This is a genomic window from uncultured Bacteroides sp. (assembly GCF_949298305.1).
Lineage (GTDB): Bacteria > Bacteroidota > Bacteroidia > Bacteroidales > Bacteroidaceae > Bacteroides.
The window spans coordinates 1-25,713 of the sequence record NZ_CASFWU010000030.1 but is presented as its reverse complement, the minus strand read 5'-3'; the positions used below and the strand labels follow the sequence as shown (position 1 = coordinate 25,713).

The 25,713-nt window shown below is 57.0% G+C and carries 15 protein-coding genes; 2 read left to right on the top strand and 13 right to left on the bottom strand.

Annotated elements, in window-relative coordinates; genetic code table 11:
• Window positions 1-91 precede the first annotated feature (91 nt).
• Window positions 92-685, bottom strand: a complete 594-nt coding sequence (locus tag Q1Y74_RS05850) for a tetratricopeptide repeat protein (RefSeq protein ID WP_300812852.1) — start codon at window positions 683-685, stop codon at window positions 92-94.
• Between the two features lie 604 nt (window positions 686-1,289).
• On the opposite strand from Q1Y74_RS05850, the gene Q1Y74_RS05845 reads away from it, so the two are divergent.
• Both Q1Y74_RS05845 and Q1Y74_RS05840 read left to right on the top strand, forming a co-directional pair.
• Window positions 1,290-1,604 carry a type II toxin-antitoxin system RelE/ParE family toxin gene (locus Q1Y74_RS05845; RefSeq protein WP_300812850.1) on the top strand — a complete coding sequence of 105 codons (315 nt, stop codon included), beginning with the start codon at window positions 1,290-1,292 and terminating at the stop codon, window positions 1,602-1,604.
• Between the two features lie 8 nt (window positions 1,605-1,612).
• Complete coding sequence (locus Q1Y74_RS05840) at window positions 1,613-1,951, top strand: HigA family addiction module antitoxin (RefSeq protein WP_300812849.1); 339 nt, start codon at window positions 1,613-1,615, stop codon at window positions 1,949-1,951.
• 8 nt (window positions 1,952-1,959) lie between these two features.
• Here the strand turns inward: Q1Y74_RS05840 and Q1Y74_RS05835 are convergent, their stop codons facing one another.
• The 12 genes from Q1Y74_RS05835 to Q1Y74_RS05780 all read right to left on the bottom strand — a co-directional run bounded on the left by Q1Y74_RS05835 (window position 1,960) and on the right by Q1Y74_RS05780 (window position 25,095).
• Window positions 1,960-4,737 carry a two-component regulator propeller domain-containing protein gene (locus Q1Y74_RS05835; protein WP_300812847.1) on the bottom strand — a complete coding sequence of 926 codons (2,778 nt, stop codon included), beginning with the start codon at window positions 4,735-4,737 and terminating at the stop codon, window positions 1,960-1,962.
• A gap of 105 nt (window positions 4,738-4,842) precedes the next feature.
• A complete protein-coding gene (locus tag Q1Y74_RS05830; RefSeq protein ID WP_300812845.1) occupies window positions 4,843-5,994 on the bottom strand; it encodes an acyltransferase in 1,152 nt (383 codons plus the stop codon).
• A gap of 92 nt (window positions 5,995-6,086) precedes the next feature.
• Window positions 6,087-6,650 carry a Crp/Fnr family transcriptional regulator gene (locus Q1Y74_RS05825; protein ID WP_300812843.1) on the bottom strand — a complete coding sequence of 188 codons (564 nt, stop codon included), beginning with the start codon at window positions 6,648-6,650 and terminating at the stop codon, window positions 6,087-6,089.
• Between the two features lie 190 nt (window positions 6,651-6,840).
• Window positions 6,841-8,301, bottom strand: coding sequence for a glycosyl hydrolase family 28 protein (locus Q1Y74_RS05820; RefSeq protein ID WP_300812840.1), 1,461 nt, complete (start codon window positions 8,299-8,301; stop codon window positions 6,841-6,843).
• Between the two features lie 601 nt (window positions 8,302-8,902).
• Entirely contained in the window at window positions 8,903-10,312 is a 1,410-nt protein-coding gene (locus Q1Y74_RS05815) for an alginate lyase family protein (protein ID WP_300812839.1), read from the bottom strand.
• A 323-nt stretch (window positions 10,313-10,635) separates the two neighbouring features.
• A complete protein-coding gene (locus Q1Y74_RS05810) occupies window positions 10,636-12,204 on the bottom strand; it encodes a DUF4979 domain-containing protein (RefSeq protein WP_300812837.1) in 1,569 nt (522 codons plus the stop codon).
• 54 nt (window positions 12,205-12,258) lie between these two features.
• Complete coding sequence (locus Q1Y74_RS05805) at window positions 12,259-13,989, bottom strand: RagB/SusD family nutrient uptake outer membrane protein (protein ID WP_300812835.1); 1,731 nt, start codon at window positions 13,987-13,989, stop codon at window positions 12,259-12,261.
• 13 nt (window positions 13,990-14,002) lie between these two features.
• Complete coding sequence (locus Q1Y74_RS05800) at window positions 14,003-17,209, bottom strand: TonB-dependent receptor (RefSeq protein ID WP_300812834.1); 3,207 nt, start codon at window positions 17,207-17,209, stop codon at window positions 14,003-14,005.
• Between the two features lie 129 nt (window positions 17,210-17,338).
• Entirely contained in the window at window positions 17,339-17,854 is a 516-nt protein-coding gene (locus tag Q1Y74_RS05795; RefSeq protein ID WP_300812831.1) for a sigma-70 family RNA polymerase sigma factor, read from the bottom strand.
• A gap of 206 nt (window positions 17,855-18,060) precedes the next feature.
• Entirely contained in the window at window positions 18,061-20,877 is a 2,817-nt protein-coding gene (locus tag Q1Y74_RS05790) for a two-component regulator propeller domain-containing protein (protein WP_300812829.1), read from the bottom strand.
• Between the two features lie 312 nt (window positions 20,878-21,189).
• A complete protein-coding gene (locus Q1Y74_RS05785; protein ID WP_300812828.1) occupies window positions 21,190-21,831 on the bottom strand; it encodes an HU family DNA-binding protein in 642 nt (213 codons plus the stop codon).
• A 501-nt stretch (window positions 21,832-22,332) separates the two neighbouring features.
• Entirely contained in the window at window positions 22,333-25,095 is a 2,763-nt protein-coding gene (locus Q1Y74_RS05780; RefSeq protein WP_300812826.1) for a heparinase II/III family protein, read from the bottom strand.
• Between the last annotated feature and the right edge of the window lie 618 nt (window positions 25,096-25,713).

The window sequence follows — 25,713 nt, the reverse complement described above, 5'->3', positions numbered from 1 at the left end:
GCGGCATATTGCTTTTTTGAGAAGAAACCCGCCATTGATGTAAAGTTTATCAATGACGGGCAACTTACTATCTTTTAATTTTATATCGAACTCACGTTATATTACGATAGGCATCGGCCATGTCTCTTAACGTGTAAACCATGCCAACACTATCTTTTAACTCTACATTGCATATATGCCTTTTTTTGAATACACCCAATGCTTCGTTGTATAAGCCTTGATATAGAAACAGCATCCCCATCTGGCTGTAAATCTTACCCTTCAATGGGTATTTACCCTCTTCGGGCAAAGCCTCCAATGCTTCTTCAAAATACTCCAATGCCTGCGGCGCGTCGCCCAAATCGCGATAGACCCGCCCGGCATAGTAATAAGCCTCGGGCAGGTGCCGTTTGTCATTCTTCTCTATATAATAATGTAGCACGGGGAGTATCAGGCTGTCCGAAGTGTGCTCGATGTATGCCTTGTCGTTTGCCTTGATACAAAGCAGGCGGTAATACATCCGTGTGGCTTCCGGCTCATCCTGCATGGTGCCCGCTATGCTTTTCAGCAAAGAGACAGCGCTGTCCGGACAGGCGCTTGCCAGACTGTCCGCCATCATCAACGACTGCGGATAGGGCTGATGCCCGCAATGGCAGAAGCAAAGCAGGACACAGATGAGCAGGAGTGACTGAATTGTCGCTTTCATATCGACAAATGTAGCATTTTTCCAGCAAAATGTTAAGAGAGTCCATTTTTCTTTTTTTTGTGTCATCATGCATCTATGAACAGATGAATACAGACAAGACAGATTCTGCAAAGATACAATCCGCCTACGGAAACGGTCAAACGGAAACAAAGCATGAAGAACGAAGTTATGAAACCAAACCTGTTGCCGAGAAGCCGTGCAAGTGCCGACCACGGCTATCACAAGCGTCGTTAAATTCCTAAAGAGGGACTTGGGAACGCTAAAGAGAGACTTAAACGAACTGAATGCTCACTCTAATATACACAACATTCGCTTTTTTTGCGAATATTCAAAAAAGAATCATATCTTTGCAATATAATAATTCAAATTTCGGTTTTACCGAAATTTGAAGGAGTTAGAGGAGTTAGAAGAAGTTATCGCCCGCCAAGGCGGGCTTAGAAGTTAAAGGCCAATAGACCTGTTACTGCTAATTTTTCCTGTTGCAAGACTATCGGCTTTAACTTCTAACAGAGCAAAGCGAAGTGATAACTTCTATAACTTCTTAACTTCTAGCAAAATACCAAATCCGAAACTTGAGTATAATAACGTTGTAAAAGGGCATCAGATGGAAATCTACTTCAACGAAAAGTATTTAGAACAATTATACACAGAAGGGGTATCCGACAAAAAACACCGATACCAACCACAGATAATCCGTAAATACATCCGGATTATTGACCTGATGATAGAACTACCGAATGTACAATCTCTTTTAAACTACAATTCGTTAAACTACGAAAAGCTGAAAGGGAATAAAGCAGGGCTTTCATCAGTACGGGTCAATGATCAATACAGAATAGAGTTTGAAGAAAAAGTAAAAGACGGTGAAATCCTTGCAACAATATGCAACATAACAGATTTGTCTAACCACTATCAATAAATAAAAAGATGGATACCGAAAAGAAAACAGAAATGTGTGCCAACCAGTTAAAGCCCGCCTACCCGACACATCCTGGAGAAATCCTGAAAGAAGAAATCGAATACAGGGGGATATCTCAACGGAAACTGGCAGAACAAATGGGCATGCAATATTCCGTACTTAACGAAATACTCAATGCCCACCGCCCGCTAACGGAGAAAACTGCGTTGCTGTTTGAGGCTGCTTTGGGAGTAGAAGCAGAACCCTTAATGCGTTTACAACTGAAATATAACATGCAGAATGCCCGTAAAGACCAGTCGTTCATGGAGAAACTGGCGCAAGTTCGCAAAATCGCCGCTATGCTCTGACAAGCATGTTACTCCCCGCCGTGCTGCTGGATATACTCGCTCGGCGTGCTGCCCGTGAACTTCTTGAAGGCACGGAAGAAGGAGGCTTTCGACTTGAAGCCGCACTTCTCGGCCAGGGTGACCAGCGTGTATTTCTTGTGAAGCCCCTCGGCCACCGAACGCTTGAAACGCTCCACCCGATAGCTGTTGACAAAGTCGTAGTAGCCCATCTTCAGGTGGTGGGTGAATACGGCGGACAGCAGATAAGTGGGATAGCCCACGGCTGCCGCCACATCGGACTGCTCCAGGTCTACATTGAGGTAAGGCTCCTGCTCGTCCATGTAGCGCTTCAAGGCCGTGATGACGGCCTGCGCCTCGGCCTCGCTCAACTTGGAGTAACCTTCCACAGACGGCTGCATAGCCTCGGGCTCGGTTTCTGACGGTTGAGCCGGTTGTACAGCCTGCACCGGCATTTCCACCGGAACGGCTAAAGCAGCGGGGCTCCTGCGCCGGAATCTGTAAACGACACCGGCCAACACAGCCAGCACGACAGCGGACACAGCCGCATAAAGCAACCACGATTGCCGCGCACTGACTACAAAAGAAACGGTATCTTCTGAATCGCGGTTCATGTATTCGCGTACCCTGAACTTATACTGCCCCGAAGGCAAGCCGAAAAACGAGACCTTATCTTCACCGCTCAGGTCGACCCAAGTAGAATCCTTGCCTTCGAGCATGTACTGGTATCTGACCTGACCCGGCTCGCGATAGCCCAAAGAGAAGAACTGAAAAGTCACCGTATTCTCGTCCGGCTCCAAAACAAGCAACGTATCAGAGCACAACGCATAATGGTCGGCATGGGGTTTGCCGTTAACCCGCATTTCCGTAATACTTACCACCGAAGCCGTGTATTCCTGGCGCGGCACAACCGTATAAACCCCTTTCGTGGCACAAACCCATAACTGGCCGTCCTTATCCTTCATAATAGGCGCTCCGGAACTGACGGACAATCCTTCTTCCATGCTGAAAAGCCGATAGCCGTCCAGGTCTTCGTCCATCCGCAGCAAACCGGCCGTCGCTCCCAACCAGTAAAAGCCCAAACTATCCTGCATCACCGTATGGCATTCTACCGAATCCATCAAACGGAAGTCTTTCAATCCGCCGTCAGCCACCAGCAGGCGGTTGTTGAGCAAGCAGAAAAACAACGTGCCGTCCCGCCCCTCGTAAATGGTACGGACGGCCTCGGAACAAAGAGGAGGCAAACCGTCCGATGAGCAACGCCCGGTGTTGCGGTCGAACAAGGCCACCCCTTTGTCCGTCCCTACCCAGAAACGTTGCTTCGAATCAATGCAAATGCCGTAAACGATATTTCCCGGCATTCCGCTGCCCGAGGCGTTGTATTCGCGGATGTTCCCCGTACGTTTATCATAAGAATAAAGCCCGTCGGAAGCAGCCAGCCATATCCGGTCCTCTCCGTCGTCCAGAAACATGAATATGTCATTAGAGGCACAGGCCTGCGTCAGCGGCGTGTCGCTGAAAGTTCCGTCATCGGGATTGAAAACAGACAATCCACCACCACAAGTACCAATCCAGACCTCACCGCCGTTATCGAAAAAGGAAAAAATCAGGTTGGAACGTAAACGTCCTCCTTCAGACCGCGAAACGTTGACCAGATGGATTTCCCCGTTTCGTTCGTCCACACAATAAAAGCCCTCGCGCGTACCGATAAATGTATAGCGGGCTGTCTTCAGCAGACTTCGTACGAAGACATCCCGACGGCCTAAAAAGCCTTTTTCATATCGGCTGAAAGAAGTATTCTTCTTCTTCAGCAAGTTCAATCCCTGATAGTAATCCGTACCGCACCAGATTTCATCGTTCAAGAAGAGCAGCGAAGAAAGCATGTTGGAAAGCAACCCCTGGCCCTGCTCTCCGTTGTAGGCAAAATTCTGCAAGGTCTGTCCGTCCGGCAACGAAAGCAGAAAAAGTCCCTTTCCCTTGGTGGCCACGCCCAGCAGGTCGTCTTTCGCATCCAACGCCACAACCGGCACCTGGAAACCACTCGTCCAGAAGGGGGAGAATGTGCGGCGGTTGAGGTCGAAAGCTATTACCTCGCCCAGTTGCGTGCCGATGTACAGTTTGTCTGCCCGCTTCAGCAGACAGCGCAAAGCTCCACGGGCTGGGAGAAGACAACGATAAGGACGCAACGCACCCGAAGGGCTGTCACACAGCACCAGGCCGTCTGCCGTCAAGAGCCATGCCTCGCTGGGAGTAATCACAGCCATATCCATAATCAGGTTGCGACTGGAAAGGGTGTTTTTCTCGTCCATGACGATGTGACGGAGTGCCTTACCGTCGTAAATGTAAAGTCCGTTGGAAGTCGCTATGTAGAGATGGCCAGCATCATCCTTGTCCAAAGCCTGCACGGGGAAGTTGATTTCGTCGGCAAACATCCGCTCCATCTGATGATTGGCATGGTTCATGCGCCACACGCCCTGAATGGTGGCTGCCCAGAACTCGTGCTTACGGGTTTCGAGGAGTGCATTCACCAGGAACGGAGCCGGAGCCGTACCCGTATTCTTCTCGGCAAAATGATACGTCAGCGAATGACGTCCGCCCACACGTTCCACCGTACTTCCCGTTCCCACCCAAACAAAACCGTCCGAGTCCCGGTAGATGGCATTGACACGGTTGTCATCAAAACGGCAAGTCGTTTCATCAATGCCAACAGTGGCAATCGTATAATCGTCTGCAAAAATTCTTCCTGCCACGGCAAACAGCAGCACTAACATCCAAATGAATCTTACCAAAGGCATTCTCTTGTTTTTCTTTAATTAATGCAAATAAGGTATGCAAAAATAAGAAAAAAACCGGATGCCTGCACACTTCGGCAAAAGAAAACCTGCAAACCGACATCACTTACCCGTTCTGCGCTCCAGGAATTTCCGGCTGAGCCAACGGCGGACCGGTCCGTCGTAGAGCTTCAGACAGAGCCAGGCCAGCAGGATGCTGCCCACGAAGACGGCAACTGCCATCGGCCACGCCTGAGAGAAGGAAAGCCCCTCGCGCCACACCCAGGCATAGAACAGGTACATGAAGGGATAGTGGATGATGTAGAGCGGATAGGAAATGTCGCCCAGAAACTTGCAGATGCGGGTGGAACCCCGGTCGGTTGTCCGACCGGACGCACCCAGCCACACCAGCAGGGGGAAGAAGAACAGGGTGCAGAGCGAATCGTAAAGGCCGTTGTGCCACAGGGTTCCGTCGGCGCCCAGATGGGGAATGCAGAGCAGGACAGCCACGCCCAGACTGCACCACCAGAAGGTGCCACGGATGTGAACCGGCCTGAACACACGCGACATCAGCAGGCCGGCCGAAAAGGAAAACGTCATGCGCAGCAGACCGCCGGGCAGATTATAGTCCAGCAGCGACCACCCCACTCCCAGGTGTCCGAAGCCCGACAGGTTGAACAGCGCAAACGAGGCCAACCCCGCACCCGCCACCGCCACCAGCACCGCCAGTGCCCGCGTGGACAGACGATGGAGAAAGAGGGCATAAAGCAGATTGCCGATATATTCAAAGAAGAGCGACCAGCTGGGGCCGTTGAGCGGAAACATCTCACCGTTGCCACGCACCTCGGGAGCCGAACCCGGCAAGGCGGGTATCAGGAAGAGGCCCAACAGCATGGCCAGCATCACGTGGGAGAACGGGACCGGCGTGCCGTCCCACTTCACACACCCCTGCACCACGAAGGTCACCACCCCCAGCAGCGCTCCCATCACCACCATGGGGTGCAGACGGATGAGGCGGCGCTTGAAGAAGTCCCTCATGCGCATCCGCTTCCAGCGGTCGTCGTAGGCATAGCCCACCACAAAACCGGAAAGTACGAAGAAAAAGTCTACGGCCAGATAGCCGTGATTGAAACCCTGGTCCAGGGGGCTGGTGGCAAAAGCCTCGAAGACGTGATACCAGATGACCAGCAATGCCGCTACCCCCCGCAATCCGTCGAGGATGTCGTAATGAGGTTTGGAGTCGGCAAACGAAGCGGAAGAAGTGATGTTTTTCATGATACAAAGATTGATAACGGGCACAAAGTTACACAACCCGAAGATAGAAACATTTGTCCTGCGACAAAAATTTGTATCAGGTCTTTGGCCTGTCAGAGGGTTTTCCTCAGCCGGCTGAGTGTGGGCAGGGTGATGCCCAGATAGGAAGCGATATAGCCCAGCTTGGCACGACGGCACACCTGCGGAAACTGTTCCCGAAAGGCCTCGTAGCGTTCTTTGGCAGGCAGCGTGAGCCGCTCCTTGTGCGAACGGTGCAGGCGGCGGTACTCATTCTGATGAATGATGCGCCCCCAATTGGCCAGTTCAAGATTGGTCTGGAATAGCCGGTTCAAATCCGTCAAGGCTATCCGGTAAGCCACCACCTCTTCAAGCGTCTCAACGAACTCTTCACTCAAACGGTTGTAATACAGCTCGTCCATGCTGAAGACGATGCCTCCTTCGCACGAGAAGGAGGTCGTTATCTCCTCACCGTTCACCAGCCAGTAGGAACGGGTCATTCCTTCCTCAATAAAATAGGCCGAACGGCTGAACGTATTCTCCCTAATCAGCAGATGCTTCTTGGGGAAGCGGCACAGCGTGACGCACTCCTCCAGCATCCGTATGGTGTCCCCCGAAATCGGGTACAAGGCATTCATGGTTTCTATCACATTCTTCATAAGGCGGCACAAAGCAATTTAACTCCCCGCAAGCCGTCACAGCCGCAGGAACGAGCGGCAAGATAGGCAGAAAGTTTGGATTGTGCAAACACTGCCCCCACCCTTTTTCCATTCCGCCGTCCCCCTCGCCCGCCACTTCAGAAACCTTCCTTCCCCGAGCAATCGTCTCCAGGAGCCGCCCGCTCCAGACTCACTCAAACACCACCGCCCCGGTATGTTCGCCCACGAAGATGCGGGCCATGTCGCCCGTCTTGTACCAGGCGGGTTTGCCGGGCATGTTGTCGGCAATGCGCACGCCGTTGATGACCAGGTTCTCGAAACGGATGTTCTTCACCTGCCGTTCCCGGTCGTAGCCGATAATCTGCGACACCTCGGCATGGTCGCCCGTGTAGGTGATGTCCTTGAAAAGGACGTCCTCGATGCCGCGACCCGGGGCCCGGCAATACTTCTTGTTATAGAAGATGCGCAGGTTCAGCAGCTGTCCCTGACGGAAGTTCTCCACACGGATATTCTCGAAACGGACGCGGCGGATGAGGTTGTTGTCGCCCGCATTGATGGCCAGGCAGCCCTGGTAGTCCAGCTGTTTCTCCTTGTGGTCCAGGATGTCGATGTTGACGTAGTTCAGGTTCTCCAGCACCTCGGGGTTCTCCACATTGCCGTGGATGCCGATGAAGATGGGATGGGCCACGTCGGCCCACAGCGTGGAATTCTGCATGGTGATGTTGCGGCAGCCGCCCACGAAGCCCATGCGGGTGCCGTAGACCGTGGTACAGTCGTCCGAATTGCGGCAGAACACGCCGTCGAAGAGGACATTGTTGCTGGCAAAGACGTTCAGTCCGTCGCCCCAGCCGTAGGAACTGATGACCTTCACGTTGCGGATGGTCACGCTGTCCGACCCGCCCGTGGGGCACTGGGTGGAAATCAGTCCGTCGACCAGCACGTTACGCGAGTTGATGATGCTGATGCCCGCCCCGCGTCCTTCGGGGTGCACCCGTCCACGGCCCAGGATTCGCACGTCGCGTGCGTTCACGGCCCGTATGCAGCCATAGACCACCGCCCCGCCGGCCACATAGACCGTCTTGCCCGAGGGGACGTTGAGCGTGTCGCCCGGCAGGCGGTGCAGGCCGGGGCCGAAATAAATCAGGTCGCGGCGGCGCTTCAGCTTCTTCAGCGTCGTACCCTCCAAGGGATTGTTCGCATCGATGGGGTTGGCAAACAGATGGAGGTTGTGGAAAATGTCGCCGTTTACCTCCACCGAGAGATTGCGCGGAGCATCCAGCCGGAAGGTCAGCGTGCTGTCCGTCACCTCGGGGACGATGCCGTAGGACAGGGGCCGCACCCGAGCCGTCTCTATCCGCCCGAGGCGATACCGCACCCGGACTTCCACCTCGCCCGCGAAGTCAAAATAGCCCAGCGAGGCCTTCTCCACATGGTGTTTGGTATCCCTCACCTCGTCCACTTTGACGGCATACGTGTCCACCGCCTGCCATTCGTCCGTCCCCGCCTGCCGCACGCTGACGCAGAAGTCCTCCTTCATCTCCACGCCCTCGGGAGCGGGATAAGTGACCAATCGGTTTTGACTTTGTGCTGCCGCGCCGCAGGCGCATCCCAACCAGATACATAACATTCCAAGTATCTTTTTCCGTTTCATTCTTCTATATGTTTTAGATTCCAAAATACGACTTATATGACAGAATACGAACAAAGGCAAAGATACGCCTAACCTGCGAACGGAAAAACTTTCCATCCACCTCCCTACACCTGTTATAAAACACGAAAAGCCGCCCGGATGCCCACAGACGCCCTCCAGACGGCCAACCGCCCGGAACCCATCATCTGCCTGCATCCGGACGGCCGGCGGCCACGTTCCGGGTTGTGTGAAAAACAGGAGTGGCACACGGGCTGCACGGAGCGGGCAGGTTATCAGGAATCCAAGTTCCGGTTCCACCGGAACTTGCAGGAGTTAAAGAAGTTAGAAGAAGTTACCGCCCGCCAGGCGGGCTCAGGAGTTAAAGGCCGATAGATGTGCTACCGGAGATTTCCTTTTATGCTTCTATCGGCTTTCACTTCTAACGAAGCAAAGCAAAGTAATCACTTCCATAACTTCTTAACTCCCGGAGAAATAGTAATTTTGAAACTCCAGTTACAAATCCAGCTTCCTGCAATCACGCATTTCCGCTCTGCGGACATCTGCCCGGCCGGCGTTTCCTGTGTGCCACTCCCCTGCCGGGACGTCGGTCCGTCCTCCGCACCTATTCGCGGTAGAGCATCAGCGTGCCCCACCCCAGCTGGTCGAAGGCGCCGCTGTTGGTGCCGTAGCGGCTGTTGCCGTCCACGCCGCCTTCGGGACGCATCTTCTCGGCTGCCTTCTGCGCATAAGTGTAGCCACTGCCCAGTTTCTTGATTTTGGCGTAGTGGTTGTAGTAGATTTCCCACCCCGGACGGAGCTTGCCCCGGCCTTCGTCGTTGGCCGCCGACGTATGGACGGCGCTATGGTTCTTGTCCTTGCAGCTGCAGTCCACGCAATACTTGTATTCGTTGAAAGGCATCCGGGTGGCTTCCACCAGCCAGTTGCCGCCCTGGTTCAGCTGGTCGGAACCGTCGCGCAGGTTGAACAGAGCGGTGTATTCGCCCATCTGCATCATCAGGTTGTCATGGGCCGCAAAGAAATCCAGCTGGCTGACGGAAGGATTGCATTGCAGCAGCGTATAGGCCATCTGGCAGAGGTTGGCCGTGACGGCCACGGACATCATGGCGTGTCCCTGGTCGCGCCCGCTCTCCTGGTTCTGGGCTATCAGCTCGCCGCTGCCCAGGGGATCGTCGAAGGTGCCCTGCACCAGTTTTTTGATGCAGCCGTTGCCCACGCCGTCGTAGAAGTAGTTCACCACGTAGTTCACCATGTCGTTGTTCTCCGTCAGGATGCCGATGGCAAGGTAGGAGCACATGTTCACCAGGTCCCAGTTGGACCAGTAGTGGTCGTCGCAGTTGCCGCCGTGGTTGTCCATGAAGTCGCGGTTCATGGAGGCGAACACATCCACCATCCAGGTCTGGAACGCGCGGAAGTCAGCGGCCTGCCAGCCTTCATAGTTGCGCATGATTTCGGCGGCATTGGCAAAGGTATAGCCCTGCGCGCCCGCCGCCAGGAACTTGTTGTTGTCGTTGGCACGGATGCCCTTGCACTGCGCGGCCCACTCGTTCATCACCCGCACCGAGTTGTCGGCATATCGGGTGTCGCCCGTCAGCTTCCACAGCAGAGCCATCTGGTAGGCGGCGGCCGCGTCGTTCATGGCTTCCTGATAGTGTTCCTTGCCGTCGGAGGTGATGCCCGTGCCGTCGCCGCGGACAATGTACTCCAGCGGCGAGGGGGTGTAGGGCAGCACCGTGTAGCGGCTGTTCTTCAGGAGGGTGAACTCATCCTTCACCGCCTGCGGGGCCGTAGCGTCGTCCAGGCTTTTCTTCACGCGGTCGAAGTCGGCCTGGTTGAACATGGCACAGGGGTGCTGGTAGGTGTATTGGGCCGAAACGGGGACATAGACTTCCTCCTGTCCGTCGTCATCGGGCATCGTCAGGTCTACGATGCCGTGTTCGTTCTCCATACAGGAGAGTTGCGTCAGTGCCAGCGACATGGAAAGCACGACGGCTGAAATAAATGTTTTCTTCATTGTTCTCTCTTTTAAGTGTCCGGGTCTGCCCGCCGCCTGTTGCGGCAGGGGGAGTCCGGACGTTGATTTAAGTTTACAATTCAAAGGGTCTGGCGGAGACGGTACGGCCGTCTGTCGGGGTGCGCATCGGGGGCATCGGACCAGCCTCCTATACAGAGGCACCCTCAGTCGTATACTTAGGTACCCTCGGTCGTATACTTAGGCACCCTCAGTCGTATACTGAGATACCCCCCTTCCGGAAGGCCCTCAGGGGCACTTCCTGCCGGAGCGGACGCCACCGGGCATGCCGCTCCGCCAAGCCCGTAAGAATTCGGTACAGCAGATTACTTCACCACCTCGTATGTCAGTCCCTCGACCTCCGTCACGTAGCGTTGCAGGTCCTCGATGGTCTTGAACGACTGTACCCAGTAGACGTCGTAGGTGACCTGTGTGGTCAGCGTGGCGATGTCGGCATACTTGAACTGGAGGGTGCTGAACTCGGCCACCGCCGTCGTCGGCAATACGCCTCCGTTGGCCCACTTCTGCTTGCTCAGGTCGTAGATGAAGACGTGGCTTCCGTCACTGCACTTGTAGTCGTGCAGCCACTTGTTGTTGTTGCCGTCCAGACCGCCGCTGAAGTTGGTGCCGGCGCACGAGCCCGAAGCGTCGAGCGTGATGTTGCGCGCCGTGACGCCGTCGTAGAGATCTTTCACGTCCTGCATGCGGATGGCAAAGATGGGATAGTAGCCTGCGTGGAGCCAGGTCTTGGCGTTCCAGCAACGGAAGTCACCCCTCTGCTTGGTGGCATTCTGCGTATAGGTGGTCACGGTCACCTTGCCGTAGCTCCACTCGTGCGAACTGCTGGTGCCGTTTCCGCTCTGCTTGGCGTTGTACCAGCCATAGTTGTCGGGATCGTGGAAGAGTTCGCGCACCAGACCTTCCTCTATGTGCAAGGTGATTTCGTCCTTGTCGCCCGTCTCGGGACAGACGGCCGTGATGGTCACGTCGCCGAAGACACCCGCCTGGTTGAAGGTGACGACACCGCCCTCAACGGTGGCCAGGGCCTCGTTGCTCGAAGTCCACCGGATGAGCGACTTGGTGCAGTCCTCGGGCACGGTGGCATAGTCCAGCGTGACTTTCTTGTCGGCAATGGCGAAGAGGTAGCCGTTGCCCGCAGAGCAGTCCTGGCTGATGCTGATTTCCTGCGGCTGTACAATCTGGTTCACCATGATTTCTTTGGTCCCCACCACGTTTCCGCCGTCCAGCGAGGTGGCGGTGATGGTCACCCGGGCATGTATCTCGTCGTTCACCAGACCGGTGACAAGGCCCTTGGAGTCCACCGTAGCCACGGCCTCATCGGAACAGGTCCACTTCACCGTCTTATAGGTGGCGTCCTCGGGGAAGATGGCCAGGGAGAGCTGCAAGGTCTCGCCGGCATAGACCTGGTCGGCAGCCGAGGTAAGTTCTATCCGTTCGGCCTTTACCAGCTGCTCGGCCACGGTCACCTTGAGCGAGCTTCCCAGTCCGGCCCCGGAGTAGCTGGCCTCGGGAGCCACGGTGACGATGGCATAGCCGTCGCCCGCGCCACTCACCGCCTGGATGTGTCCTTCGGCATCCACCGTCACGGCCGATGCGTTGCTGGTGCTCCAGACCACGTCCTTCGACGTGGCGTCATCGGGTTTCACCACGCAGCCCAGCGTCAGGCTCTCGCCTTTGACAAGGGGCAATACCTGTACCGTGCCCTCCTGATAGACCAGCGGAGCCGCCGACTCGGGCAATATCATTTCTACCGATGCCGGATAATTGACCGGAACCAGGTCTCCACCGGTAACATCGTCCTCGCATGCTACAAACGAAGCCGTAAACAGCGACGCCCACATGCAACCCAATCCGTATCTCAATATATGTTTCATAACTATGTACTCGTTAATGGTTAGACTTTCTTTTTCTTGGCAGACTCCCGAAGGTTATTGTGCGCCCCAGCCCGGGTTCTGCTTCAGCTGGGGATTGAGCTGCAACTGGTCGGAGGGCAGCGGATAGAGGTAGTTGCGGCTGTTCCATACACGGTCCGTGTACATGATGAGGCATCCGTCGGCATTGGTCGAGCGGCCCGTGTTGGACCAATTGGCCTCGAACTCCGTCACGCCTTTCCACTTCACTCCCAGCATGTCCTGCGGCATTTCGACCTCGGCCGTACACCAGCGCTTCAGGTCGTCGATGCGGTGTCCCTCCAAGAAGAACTCGACCGTACGCTCACGACGGATTTCCTCGCGCATGTCCAGCCCGTTGGCTGTCACCAGACCGTTGCTCAGTTTGGGCATGTCGGGATTGACACGCAGGCGGACCAGGTTCAGGGAATAGTCCAGGTCGGCGTCGGAGATGCTGCCGTCCAGCTCGTAGACTGCCTCGGCGTAGTTGAGGAGCACCTCGGCATAGCGGAGCAAGGGGAAGTCGAAGCTCTCGTAGTAATCATCCACTCTGCGCTCGGCTCCGTACTTCTGGTTCTGGTAGCCGCTGCCGCTGTACACCTTGGCCACACGGGCACGCTCCAGGTCGGCGTCGGTCCAGGACAGGCGGCAGGTGGTGGCCTCGTTGTCCCAGAAGGTCTCGCCCTGGTAGAGCATGTTGTTGTTCATGCGGTTGTCGCGGTTCTGGAATTCGGAGGTGGTACTGCCATACTGCTGGAACTTCGGCGACTTTTCGACGGGCAGACCGTCGGAGCACAGATACATGTTGGCCATCTTGCGCGTAATCCAGGTCGAGTTGCAGACGGCATGGGTCAGGTTGTAGGCCGTCTTGTCGCCGTTGCGGTGGCGGCGCATGAAGATGTACTCGGTGTTGTCGGCCTTGGACAGGTTGGCGGGGTTGCACTGTGCCCCGTCTTCCAGCGTAAACATGTAGCGGTAGCTCTGGTCGCCCAGTGTCTCGTTGTAGAACAGTTTATAGCGGTTGCTCTTGATGACCTCGTCGGCAGCATCGCGGGCCGTGGCCAGCAGTTGGGTGCTGCGCTCGGTGTTGGTGGTGGCGTTCATGCCGTTGGTATGGAACTTCTGCCAGGTACCCTCGTAGAGAGCCACCCTCGACAGCATGGCCAGTGCCACGTACCGATTCACCCGTCCGGCCTCGGAGGTGGTTTCGGGAAGCAGTTCGGCAGCACGGTTCAAGTCGCTGATAATCTGGTCGGCCACCTCGCTGCGGTCGTTCTGCGTTCCGTAGAGCTGTTCGGAGTCCGTATCCAGCGGCTCGGTTACGATGATGGCGTCGCCGTAAATCTGCAACAGCTCGAAGTAGCAGTAGGCACGGAAGAAGTAGGCTTCGCCCATCGGGGTGGCGATGGCCGCCTGGTCACCGAAGGAAGCGGCATTCTTCAGCAGGAGGTTGGTATAATAGATTTTGGTGTAGTTGCCCGTATAGTTGCCGTCGCTCGTGGGGATGGAGTTCGTGCCCTGGCTGTATATGTTCGGAGTGGACGCGCAGACCAGGTCGGAGCGGAAGTCGCTGTGTACATTGTCGCCTATGGCGGAACTGAAATCGCGTGTCCAGCCGTAGAACTGGTTGGCAAACAGTTGGAAGTTGTCGGCCTTGTTCCAGACGTTGTTGTCGCTCAGGGAGTCCTTCGGCTCCAGGTCCAGGCAGGAGGCTGCCAGGAAAGCCAGTGAAGAGATGCAGGCCGTGGTGATATATTGTCTCAGTTTCATATTCATTGCTTGTTTAAAAGGTTAAGTTAACGCCGAAAGTAAAGTTACGTGTAAACGGATAACGCTTCACACCCTTCTGGTCCTGTGCGGCGGCCTCGGGATCCCAGCCGTCCTTGATGCGGGTGGTCTCCCAGAGATCGGTACCCGTGGCATAGATGCGTGCTCCCTGCAACACGCCCGTCTTCTTCAGCAGGGCGGCGGGGAAGGTGTAGCCGATGGCGACGTTCTTCAGACGGAGATAGCGGCCGTCCTGGGCCGTCAGCGTGGAGGGCTGGTAGTTCCAGTTGTTGATGGTGCCCACGGCCGTGTAAGGCGCATAGTAGGCATCGGGGTTCTCGGGGCTCCAGGTGTTGCCTATGGAGGCAGTGCTGGTGTTGGTGTAGTAGCCGCGGAAGGGGACGGTCATGTTGTCAATGTCGCGGTAGACGAAACGGTTGGCGCTGCCCTGGAAGACGATGTTCACGTCGAAGCCTTTCCAGTCGGCACCCAGATTGAACGAATAGGAGATTTCGGGGATGTCGCTGCCCAGGTAGATGTAGTCCTTCTCGTCGAGCACGCCGTCGCCGTTCTCGTCGCAATACATGTTGTCGCCCACGCGCAGTTCGTAGGGCATGTTCAGGCCGTTGGTTTCGTAGTACTTGTCCAGATAGGCCTGCAACTGCTCTTCGTTCTGAATCTTGCCGCCGTAGCGCAGACCGAAGATGGACTTCAGCGGATAGCCCTGCATCGTCGACTTGTAGCCCGAGGAGAGCACGGTGGTGCCGCCGTAATCGGTCAGTTCGTTGCGGGCAAAGGTGAACGTGCCGCCTACGTGATAGTTGATGTCATTGATGCTGCCGCGATAGTTCAGCGAGCCTTCATATCCCCAGTCCTTGAACTTACCGCTGTTCTGTTTGGGCGCCTTGTCGCCCAGCAGGCCGGGATAGGTGATGTCTATCAGCATGTTGTCGTTCTTCTTCAGGAACGCTTCCACCGTACCGGTGAGCCTGCCGTTCAGGAAGCCGAAGTCTACGGCCACGTTGTAATTCTTGATGCGTTCCCACGTGCGGTTCAGGGAGGCACGGTTGCCGTTGGTCTTGATGTAGGACAGCTTGTTGGAGCCGATGTATGCCCCGTCTCCGCCGGCTGCAATGAGGTTGTAGAACTGGTAGCCGTCGTAGTTGTCGATGCCGCTCTGGTTACCTACCTCGGCATAGGATGCGCGCAGCTTCAGTTCGCTCAGCCAGTCCACATCCGCCAGGAAGGCCTCCTGCTTCAGACGCCAGCCGGCAGACAGGCCGTAGAAGGCGGCCCAGCGGTTCTCGGGACGGAACTTGGAGGAGCCGTCGTAGCGTCCGTTCAGCTCGAAGAGGTAACGGCCGTCGTAGTCGTAGTTGAAGCGGCCGAAGTAGGACAGGACGGTGTTCTGGTAGCGCTTCTCGTCGCCGCTCAGGGTGACGTCGCCCGAACCGTGTACAATCTCGATGCCCTCCTGGATGTCCTTCACCTGCACGCCGAAGTAGGTGTAGTCCTTGAACTCGTACTGGGTACCCACGGTCAGGCTCAGGTTATGCTTCCCGGCCAGAGTCTTCTTGGCAGCCAGGTAGGCCGACACGGAGTAGAAGTCGGTGCGCGAGCTTGTCTGCTTGTAGTAGGAGTTCACCTGGGTAGGCTCGGTGTTGATGACCTTGTTGCCCACGTAGTTGTAATAGGTGATGGCGTTCTGCACCACGTCGCGCTGTGCCGTGCTGGTGTTGTAGCCCACGTTGGCATTGGCCGTCAGCCAGTCTGTGAGTTCCCAGTTCAGGGTCTCGCTGATGTTGATGGCCGAAACCTTCAGCTTGTTGTCGCCGCCATACTCGGCCTTGGCCGCGGGCGAGCCCCAGGTTCCCCACATGTAGGGTTTGCCGTTCATGCTCTCGAAGGGCAGACCGGGCATGGGCAGGGTATTGGACAGGACGGAATTGATTTGCGTGGGTGCCACCTGCTCCTGGCGGTTGTAGGCAATGACCGACTCCAGCTTCAGCTTGTCGGTGAACTTGTAGGTATTGTTCATGCGGAAGTTGTAGCGCTGGTTGTTGTTGTTGCCGAACTGAAGGGTGGAGCCGTCGTACAGGTAGTTCAGCGAAATGCGGTAGGAGGACTTGTCCGTGCCGCCCGAAACGGCCAGGCTGTGCTCCGTGCTCCAGGTGTTGCCGAAGAGGGTGCCGAGCCAGTCGATGTCATCGTCGAATACGAAGTCGGACACATCGGTGAAGGCTGCCGTGCCGAAGGGGTTGGCCGAAGTCTGCAGGTCGATGTAGCCGCCTTTGTACTTCTGTGCCAGCTGGGCGTAGGTATAGAAGCTGTGGCCGGTCTGGTTGTCGTTGCGCAGGGCGGTCATCACCCCTTCGGTCCACTGGTCTATGTTCATGGCCTCCTGCATCAGGCCCAGGGTCTTCAGTGTGGCGCTGCCGCTGTATTCCACCTTCACTTTCCCCTCGGCTCCCTTCTTGGTCGTAATCAGCACAACGCCACCGGCCGCACGCGACCCGTAGATGGCAGCCGACCCGTCTTTCAGGAAGCTGATGGAGGCAATATCGTTGGGGTTGATGAGGCGGAGTTCGTTGGCGCTCTCGTAGGCCACGCCGTCGATGATAATCAGCGGCTCGGTCGTGTTCATGGAGACGGCGCCGCGCAGGTTCAGGTTCCAGCTCTCGTCGCCGGGGGCGGAAGAGCCACGGGTAATCATCACACCGGCCACCTGGCCCTGCAAGGCCTGCAAGGGACTGGACAGGCTGCCCTTTCCCTGGAAGGCCTTCTGGTCCACCGCCGTGACGGCACCCGTCAGCGACTCCTTCTTCATGGTGCCGTAGCCGACTACCACCACTTCATCCAGCAGCTCGGAGTCTTCCTTCAGCACTATCCTCAGGTTGGTCTCGTTGCCTTTCACGGCCACTTCCTGCGTCTTATATCCAATGAACGAAACGACCAGCGTGCCCCGGGCGTTGTCCAGCTTAAAGTTGCCCTCCACATCGGTGATGGTGCCGTTGGTGGTACCCTTCACCATGACGTTGGCGCCGATGACCGGTTCACCCGCAGCGTCAACGACCGTTCCTTTCACTGTTCCGGCCTGCATGACTGCCTGCACGCCGTCTATGCGTGCAAATGCCATCTGCGGGCTACCCGCACAGAGGGCGGAAGCCAGAGCTGCCGAGAACAAAATTCTTTTCGATGAGAATTTCAGAAATTCATTCCTCATAACTTATCAATTTAAAATTAACACACTATTATTAGTTCCACGGGAGGCAGGACGGCGGACGGATGGAAAGAAGAAGCTGCGCAGTATTCTCCTCCAGTCATCGGAGGGCCGTACTCCTGTCTGTTCAATCTATATACATTGTTGCATATATTCACGTATTTCCTTGCGGCTGATGAAGAGATGGTTTTCGACCGTGCGGCGGGACAGGCCCAGCTCGCGGGAAATGTCGGCAGCCGACTTGCCGCCGAAGCGGCTCAGGGCATAAACCTTGCGGCGCTGGGGAGGAAGCAGCCTCATCCGTCCCACTTCGCAGGCTTGCAGGTCGCGGGCCAGGATGCCGCTCTCCGTGTCGCGGGTTGCGGTCTCGGCGCGGTCGTATATATAAGAGGTAACCTCCTGTGCCTTGTAGTAGCGGCGCAGGTAGTCGTACACCAGGTTGCGGGCAATGGTAAAGATAAAACACTTGACCGTTTCGGGACGGAGCATCCGGCTGTAATCCATCAGACGGAGAAATACATCCTGGGTCAGGTCTTCGGCTTCCTCCCGGTTGTTTACCTTATATAATATGTAAAGGAGGACCGAAGGCTGAAGCTGCCGGTAGGCTTCGGCAATGAGTTGGGGGGATGTCATCGGGGTGTCTTCCATTTTTTCAGACCTTTGGTTAATCGTTTCTGTTACTAATCACAATGCAAATATAAAGGAGAAAAAAGAGAAACAAGCCTTTGAGGGGTCCAAACCAATCTCAACTAATCGTTTCAGACTACATCAGAGCCAATCACCTATACAACAAGCGATTAACGAAATGAGACTGAGAGTCTCAAACGATAATTTGAGACTCCCGGAGGGATATTTCACTCGTTAGGAGCCCCCAGATTGCGGATGTATTCGTTGGGAGTGATACCGGTTGCCTTCTTGAAATAGCGGAAGAAAGAGGCACGCGAACTGAAGCCGCACAGCTCGGCCAGGGCGGCCAGGGTGTACTTGGCATACTCCTCGCTTGCCACCAGCCGCTTGAACTCCTCGATGCGGTAGTCGTTGAGGAAGTCGTAGTAGTTGCGGTTCAGGTGATGGTTGAACAGATAGGACAACAGATGGGTCGTGGTATGGAGCGTGGCGGCCAGGTCGGCTATCTTCAGTTCGGGGTTTGTATAGAGTTTTTCCTTACGCATCAGCTCGTCCAGCCGTTCCAGCATCCGCTGGCATTCATCGGCATCCACCTTGATGCTCTTGTACTTCTCTTCGGCAGGCATGAGCCTGGGCGCTTCGGCTTCCACGGCCTGCGGTTGGGGCAACGGTTGAGGCTGCTGCACGGGGGCTCCGGCCGGTATGGCCTGTACGGACGGTCTGGCCTCCCGCTTGCGGCGCACCATGTAGAGCACACCCCACACAAAAGCCACAAAGGCAAAGCCCAGCACCGCCCAGAGCATGAAGGGAGGGGCTATGCTCACCGTCAGCCGGTCTTCCGAAGCCGGTTCGCCCATGCGGCGCACCTTGAACAGATAGCTGCCCGAAGGCAGGTTGTAATAGGTAACGTCCGAGCGCCCCGTCACGGCCACCCAGTTCTCGTCCTTCCCTTCCAGCTTGTACTCGTAGGACATGTAGGCGGGAGCCGTATAGGTGAAATCGGAAAAGCAGAAGGTGACGTTCTTCTGCGAAGAGCTCAGCGAGATGCGGCAACTCCCGTCGGCCTGCTCCTCTACCGGATTGGGGGCCGACTTGCCGTTCACGTGGACATCGGTCACGCGGACAGGCGGCAGGTTCTCTTCCCGGTGGTCAACGTCGGCCACATCCATATAGACCAGTCCCTTGGAATTGCCCAGCCACAGGCGTCCGGACGCATCGAGCACGGGCGGACAGAGGGTAAAGATGGAGCTGGGAATGCCGTCGACGAAGTTGTAAGGCACAAAGTTGTCCCGCTTGTCGTAGTGGAAGAGACCGTCGCTCGTGCCTATCCACAGCCATTGGGCGGCATCCTCAATGATGAAAAGGCCGTCCCTTCCCTCCAGGGGCGTGCCCGGCTGCAGGCGGCGGAAGGCATTCATGGTCAGGTCGGACAGGAACAGGGCTCCCTTGTCGGGAAAGAAATAGAGGTTGTGGGCAGCGTCTTCGTAAACCACCCGTATCTTTTCCTTGTGGACGAAGCCTTCGGGAAAGATGTCGGTGCGCAGGCTGGAGGAAGAAGGGTCCCAGATGCACATGCCGTTCTCGGTGCATATCCACCCTTTGCCGGCCGAGTCGAAATAGATTTCATAGACATTGCCGTCGGGCAGCTTGGAATTGCCGCTGGTATAGTGGGACAGCGCACCGTCCTGATAACAGTACAGACCCGCCGAGGTACCTATCCACAACCGGTGGGCGGCATCTTCGCGCAGGCAGAACACATGGCCCTTCTGGAAAGGAATCTGGCGGGAGGCGTCGAAGTCACGCAACGACAGCGTCTGCGGATTGAACACATACATGCCGCCGCCATACGTGCCCACGTAGTACTCGCCCTCATAATGCAGGATGCAGAAAACCATCTCGGAGCGCAGCTGCGGAGCCCTGAAGCTACGGTAAATGCCCCGCCGCGTGTCGATGTAGAACAGGCCGTCGCGCGAGCCTATCAGTTTCTCGTCGCCGTTGATGGCAATGGCACGGATGGGCATGTCCTTGGAGTCGAAATGGGGCGGATAGGCGTAGACGGAGAAAAGGTCGTTCTGGTAGAGGGTATAGTTGAGGCCGAACTGGTAGAAGCCCACCCAGATGATGCCGTCGCGGTCTACCAGCAGGGAGTAGACCGAGTTGGAGCGCAGGCTGGCGTCGTTGCCCGCCTCGTGGCGCATGGAGCGCACCACCTCGCCACGGTCCACGTCGACAAAGTGGACGCCGTTGCCGTCCGTGCCCACATAGAGCAGGCTCTTCCCGTCCGACGAGAGCGAGGAAATGACGTTGCACCCCACGTTGACGTAGGGCGAGAACTGCCCCGTGCGGGTGTCGAAGCGGACAATGCCCTGCTCCATGGTGCCCAGGTAGAGCACGTCGCCGATGCGGGCCATGTTGCGGAAGGAGCAGAGGTGCTTGTCGGAAAGGACGTTATGATAGGCCGTGATGGAGTGGTCGGAGAGATAGAGGGCGTAGAGCCCCCTGCGAGTAGCCAGCCAGAGGCGGCCCTTTGTGCCCTCGCAGATGGCCGTGACGGCGTTGGCGGTGGCAAAGACGTTGCCGTCCAGCAACACCTGTTCGAAAGTGCCCCGGTCGTAAATGAACAGCCCCCGCTCCGTGCCCACATAGAGCACGCCGCGCAGGCTCAGCAGGCAGTTGACGGCGCACCCGATGGTCTCGGGCACCACCTGCTCCAGCGCGCCGGTCTCGCGGTTCAGGCGCCACAGGCCCGCCCCGTTGCCCATCCACAGCCGCCCGCCGGGCATCTCGGCAAGGGCGTTCACCCGCTTCAGCTGCTCGTTGCCGCCCGGTATGGGATAGGGCTTCACATGCACGCCGTCGAAACGGTCCAGCGAACTGCCGGTGCCCAGCCAGACGTAGCCTGCCGAGTCCTTGTAGATGACGTTAACCAGCAGGTCGGAAAGGCCGTCGGACACGGAAAGGCCACGGAACACATCGGCCTGCGGCCGGGCCCACGAAAAGAGGGAAAGCAGTAGGAATAATATGGTAATGAAAGTGTTCTTCATCGTTCGGGTCTCTTACGTGCAGCAAATATAATAAAAACTTATTTAAGTTTCGCAAGTGCTCAACTTATTAGTTGACAAGGCTTCAGTCAACAAGTCTACAAGGCTTATCTACTGTTTTGAGGAGACAAGGAAACGAGTCAGCAAGACCACAAGGCTTGCATGCTCGTCAACTCGTCAACTTGTTGCTTGTCAACTGCAACTTGAGCTTGCGAATTGAAAATCGACGAAGTCAAAGTTGAGAAAACTTACAACAACACCCCCCCGACCCGGAAAAAAGAAGAAGGCGGGCCGCATCTACACGAAGCCCCGCCGTCAGTCCTCCCGGCGGACATAGACGCGGTGGGAGCCGCGGCCGCTGTAGCCGATGCCCGTCCCGGCGGTCTCGCTCCAGCGCCTCAGCTCGCGCGCGGCGGCGTCGCGCAGCAGGCCGGTCAGGCCGCAATAGTCCGCCACCGTCAGCATGGGATGTGCCTGCAGGAAGTCCTGCGCCAGCTTCAGCCGCTCCTCGGGCGTGTAGCGCGTGGACGAACGGCGCGGCTTCCACTCGCACTTGCTGAGGCGGCACTGGCGGGCCGTCTGGCTGACGAAGGCCTTGTCGGCACGGAAGTTGATGTTGCGCAGGCAGAGGCTGGTGGCAATGGGTCGGTACTCCCTCCCCTCGCCCTCGGCCAGCTCGCGCTGCTCCTCGGCCTGCGGACGCAGCCCCAGCGAAGGGGTGAAGATGCCCAGTCCGTCCACCTTCACCGAGTTGCCGCGCGCCATCTCGGAGGCGATGGCCTCCGTCAGCGCCCTCACCAGGCCGACGATGTCGCCGGGCGTAAACGTACTGGCCTGGCAGATGTGACGTGCCAGGTACTCCAAATCCACCTGTCCCCACAGCTTCATGCGCGGGTACAATACTTTCTTTCCATCTTCGGTAGGCAGGGTCAGCTCCTGCATCTGATATTCGGCCATAGCATTAATAAGAATAAAGGGTTAAACATGCCGTCCGCGCTGCCCCGGGCTTCCCGTTCCTTCGTGAAGGACTTGCCTCCCCCACCCGTGGGACATTCCCCTGCCTCATGCGTAGGGAAGTTTGCCCTGTCACGGCAGAAAAGCTACAAAGCAGCGGCTGCGATATACAACTGAACGGCCCAGATGTACAACTGAACGGCTAAGATGTACAACGCAGCAGCTAAGATATAACTTTTCTACGGGATAGACAAGAGTTACCCCGCATATAGGATAAACAAATATCCTACATACGGGGGAGTAATACTTTAGGTTAATGGATAATGATAAATGGTGAATGGTTAATGATTAGTGGTAAATGAAACACAGATTACGCAGATTAACGCAGATTTACACAGAATATTAATTTAAAATCTGCGCTATCCGCGTCTGCGTCTGAAAAATATACCACGCCGCAGGGCATTTACCATTAACCATTCACCATTAACCACTATTGTCTTGCCCTCAGCGCAGCAGGGTGCGCCGCGCGGTGGCTGCCTTGACCGTGTGCTTGCGGCCGTCCACGGTGAGCGTGCAGGGGCCTGTTGCCGTGTAGAACCAGCGGTTGCCGTCGCGCTCCAGCAGTACGCTGACGGGATGCTCGGCTCGGATGCTGACGCCGGGCGTACGGAGGCTCGTGCCGTTGCCCAGGAAGAGGGTGCAGTCCGTGTCCCCGCGCTGTCCCCAGAGGGCATAGGTGGCGGCGGCCTTCAGGTTGCCCAGGGTGCAGAGGTGGGAGGCGTTGTCGGACGAGAGGATGAGGTCGGTGCGGCCGTCGGTCTGCTCCACGCGGATGCCCACGTGGCTGCCCGCTTCGTCGCAGGTGACGGCGGGGAAGCTGACGGAGGCTATCCGTGAGGGTTCCTTGACGGTGGAAGGCTCGTAGACGGCCACGAAGGGACGGTTCCAGGCCTCGCCTTCCTGGCGGGCCACGAAGGTCAGCGTGGGCTGCTCCTTCATGTTGTAGGGCATGTCAGGCGTGCGGGTCAGGCCTTCGGTCATGGGGCTGAGGGCCTTGAAGACGGTGCGCTCGGGCGAGCCCTTCATCCAGAGGTTCATGGAGATGTCGTCCCCGTCGGTCATCTGCACGGTGAAGGTGGCCTTGACATCGCGGTCGGTGCGGGCGCAGGACTGATTGTATATGTAGGAATAGGCATAGAGGTGGGCGCCGGCAAAGGCCAGCTCCTCGGTAGGCTGCAGGGAAAGGTCGGCGCCGTCGGCGGCGGTCAGCGTCAGGGTCTGGCCCAGGTTGTGGTAGAAGTAGTCGTGCATCTTGTCGCCGCCCAGTTCCTTGCGGCTGCGGAAGATGTCCACGTAGTAGCCCGCGTCGGGGGCGGTGGTGACGATGCCCGTCAGTCGGTTCTGGTCGGCACGGCTCTCCGGCTCGCGGAAGTCGAGGGAGCTGTAGGTGACGGCGGGGAATTTGTCCTCGGCAGGCGATGCGGCGGCCTCGGGCAGGGGGAAGCAGGAGGCGAGGCGGAAGGCGTGGTTGCTCTTCATCACGGGATAGGAGGAGATGCCGTCCACGCACACCGTGTTGTGGCTGGGGAACTGGGAGTAGTACTCCAGATAGTCGAGGCCGCTGTACAGATACTGCCCGATGCCGGCGTCGGGGCCCAGGACGTAGCCCTTGCCGTAAAGCTCCAGCGAGATGCCGTTGGCGTGCATGTGGTTGCCCAGACTGCCGTTGAGCGAGGCCATCAGGCTGTGGCGCGCGTCCATGCCGTTGCGCTGCACCAGCCACGAGACGTTGGGCGCATGGAACAAGGGCGACACGTAGTCCTCCACCCGTCCGGCCGGGATATTCTCATCAAGCTCCAGCGGCTGCTCGCCGAAGAAGGAGTGGATGGAGACAGGCACGCGGCCCGTGCCTTCCTGGCGCGCTCCGGCCTCGGGGTCGAAGCACTTCAGCATGGCCGTGAAGAAGGCTTCCTGCTCCGGCTTGCCGTTGGCACGGGCGTTGCGTATCATGCGGACAATGGGGGTGGTGTTCAAGTAGCCGGGATGGGTGTCGCCGAAGCCGCAAATCATGCGGTTGGGGAAGAGGTATTGCGGGGTGGCCGCCACGGCCCGGGGGATGACGGGCAGCTCGGCGGTGAGGTCCGTCTGCAAGTTGCGGTCGAAGAGGGTGGTGAAGCTGGTGTAGTCGTTCAGCACCACGTTGCTGTAGCCGGGACATTCGGCCCAGATGCCCGTCTGCGGGTCGTAGCCGTAGTCGGCCAGGCGCTTCAGGCTCCACTGGCGGATGCTGGAGCGGTTGAGCACGTAGTCCATGTAGTAACCCCGCCCCTTGCGGTCGGCATAGGCGTCGTCGTCGTCCAGCACCAGGGCGATGTCCGTCACGTAGCGCGCCTGCATCAGGTTCCAGTTGTTGTGGGGCACGCCACCCGCAATGATGTTGTCCGCCCACTTCTTGAAGGCTGCGGCGTAGATGTCCATGCGGTCGGCGTAGTGGCGGCTGAGGTAGCCGTGGAGGAAGTCGTAGAGGGGGACGAGGTCGTAGAGGATGTCCTCGTGGATGACCTCGAAGGAACTCATGCCCACCAGGGTCTGCTGGTGGCCGTGGTTCAGGTCGACGGGGACGTTGCGGTAGTAGATGCCCTGCATGTAGGTGTCGAACACACCGGCGGCCAGGCGGGCGTACTTCGCGTCGTCCGTCATCCAGTAGAGGAAGGCGGCATCGCGGGCAATGCCCATAATCTGGCGGTTCAGGCTCTCAATGTTGCGCCCGGTCTTCGAGGGATGTACCTTCTCCAGCGGCCGGCCGGGCAGGGTGTTGTTGTGGAAGGTGACGTTGCCCTCGGCATCGTCGTCGTAGGGCACCACATCCTCCAGACGCGGACGGCCGTAGGTGGCCATCGTGCCGCGCGTGCCGGTGTAGCGTACGGTGGGCACGGGCGCCTTCTTGCCCCCGGCGTGGTCGAAGGTCTCGCCCTTGACGTAAACCTCCGTGGCATGGGAGTGCCAGTACATGGCCAGGCGGGACAGCAGCCAGTCCGGCTCGGCCTCGGTGCGGGCGGTATAAACGTCGGTGCGTTGTCTGAGCTGGTCGAACACGTCCCTGGCCCAGGACTCTTCTTCAATCAGTTTCCACGTTTCCGCCTTGCCCTGCGGGGTGGTCAGGTAGCGGGGATGCTCCTGCGGCAGATTTCCCAGCACGGCATTGCCCTGTGCCTGCAAGGCAAGGGCAATCCACAAACATACAAACAATATCTCTATCTTTTTCATAACACGGTTAATTGATTTCTTCCACAAAGGGGGAACACGCTCCTGCGGAACCCAAATATACAGAAAATACGGATAAGGGCACGCGCTTACTCAATCATTCAGAAAAAAAGAGCCGGCGGATACGTACGTGCCACCCTTTCGCGAAGTGGATTTACAAGACAGTAACAGCAAGTGCCGCAGAAGAGAGGCCACACCGATTATCAGAAAACACGAGAATACATCCGCTCACTGGAGGCAACTAATCGCAACCGTTCCCCACAATCCTATCAAAACGTTCACTGCAAGCACGTTAACGTCAGGAAACAGGATACGAAAACGAACAGGCCAACAGGCATCCTCCCCTGGCACGACCAGATGGGATGTGAACAAACAGACTGAATAACAGGAAGAAAGAACCTTCCTTCAGGGTGACAATATCCTATCCCCGTCACCCGCCTGAGCAGAGCCGGTTCAACAGATGCTTACAAAATCACACGAGGAAATATCAAACAATTTCACTATATTTGTTGTAATCAGGTGGGTTTTATTTGACTATCAACAGATTGGATAAAACTCGCACGAGAACGGGCAATGGATAAGAAAAAGCCGGACTGTTCCGAACCGCCATATTTCTCATGC

What these genes read in the sequence shown, in the direction of transcription:
- Q1Y74_RS05780 (WP_300812826.1), bottom strand. Translation starts at nt 25,095, where the DNA reads ATGAAAAAGATAGAGATATTGTTTGTATGTTTGTGGATTGCCCTTGCC.
- Q1Y74_RS05820 (WP_300812840.1), bottom strand. Translation starts at nt 8,301, where the DNA reads ATGAAACGGAAAAAGATACTTGGAATGTTATGTATCTGGTTGGGATGC.
- Q1Y74_RS05815 (WP_300812839.1), bottom strand. Translation starts at nt 10,312, where the DNA reads ATGAAGAAAACATTTATTTCAGCCGTCGTGCTTTCCATGTCGCTGGCA.
- Q1Y74_RS05800 (WP_300812834.1), bottom strand. Translation starts at nt 17,209, where the DNA reads ATGAGGAATGAATTTCTGAAATTCTCATCGAAAAGAATTTTGTTCTCG.
- Q1Y74_RS05850 (WP_300812852.1), bottom strand. Translation starts at nt 685, where the DNA reads ATGAAAGCGACAATTCAGTCACTCCTGCTCATCTGTGTCCTGCTTTGC.
- Q1Y74_RS05825 (WP_300812843.1), bottom strand. Translation starts at nt 6,650, where the DNA reads ATGAAGAATGTGATAGAAACCATGAATGCCTTGTACCCGATTTCGGGG.
- Q1Y74_RS05845 (WP_300812850.1), top strand. Translation starts at nt 1,290, where the DNA reads ATGGAAATCTACTTCAACGAAAAGTATTTAGAACAATTATACACAGAA.
- Q1Y74_RS05790 (WP_300812829.1), bottom strand. Translation starts at nt 20,877, where the DNA reads ATGAAGAACACTTTCATTACCATATTATTCCTACTGCTTTCCCTCTTT.
- Q1Y74_RS05785 (WP_300812828.1), bottom strand. Translation starts at nt 21,831, where the DNA reads ATGGCCGAATATCAGATGCAGGAGCTGACCCTGCCTACCGAAGATGGA.
- Q1Y74_RS05805 (WP_300812835.1), bottom strand. Translation starts at nt 13,989, where the DNA reads ATGAAACTGAGACAATATATCACCACGGCCTGCATCTCTTCACTGGCT.
- Q1Y74_RS05830 (WP_300812845.1), bottom strand. Translation starts at nt 5,994, where the DNA reads ATGAAAAACATCACTTCTTCCGCTTCGTTTGCCGACTCCAAACCTCAT.
- Q1Y74_RS05810 (WP_300812837.1), bottom strand. Translation starts at nt 12,204, where the DNA reads ATGAAACATATATTGAGATACGGATTGGGTTGCATGTGGGCGTCGCTG.
- Q1Y74_RS05795 (WP_300812831.1), bottom strand. Translation starts at nt 17,854, where the DNA reads ATGGAAGACACCCCGATGACATCCCCCCAACTCATTGCCGAAGCCTAC.
- Q1Y74_RS05840 (WP_300812849.1), top strand. Translation starts at nt 1,613, where the DNA reads ATGGATACCGAAAAGAAAACAGAAATGTGTGCCAACCAGTTAAAGCCC.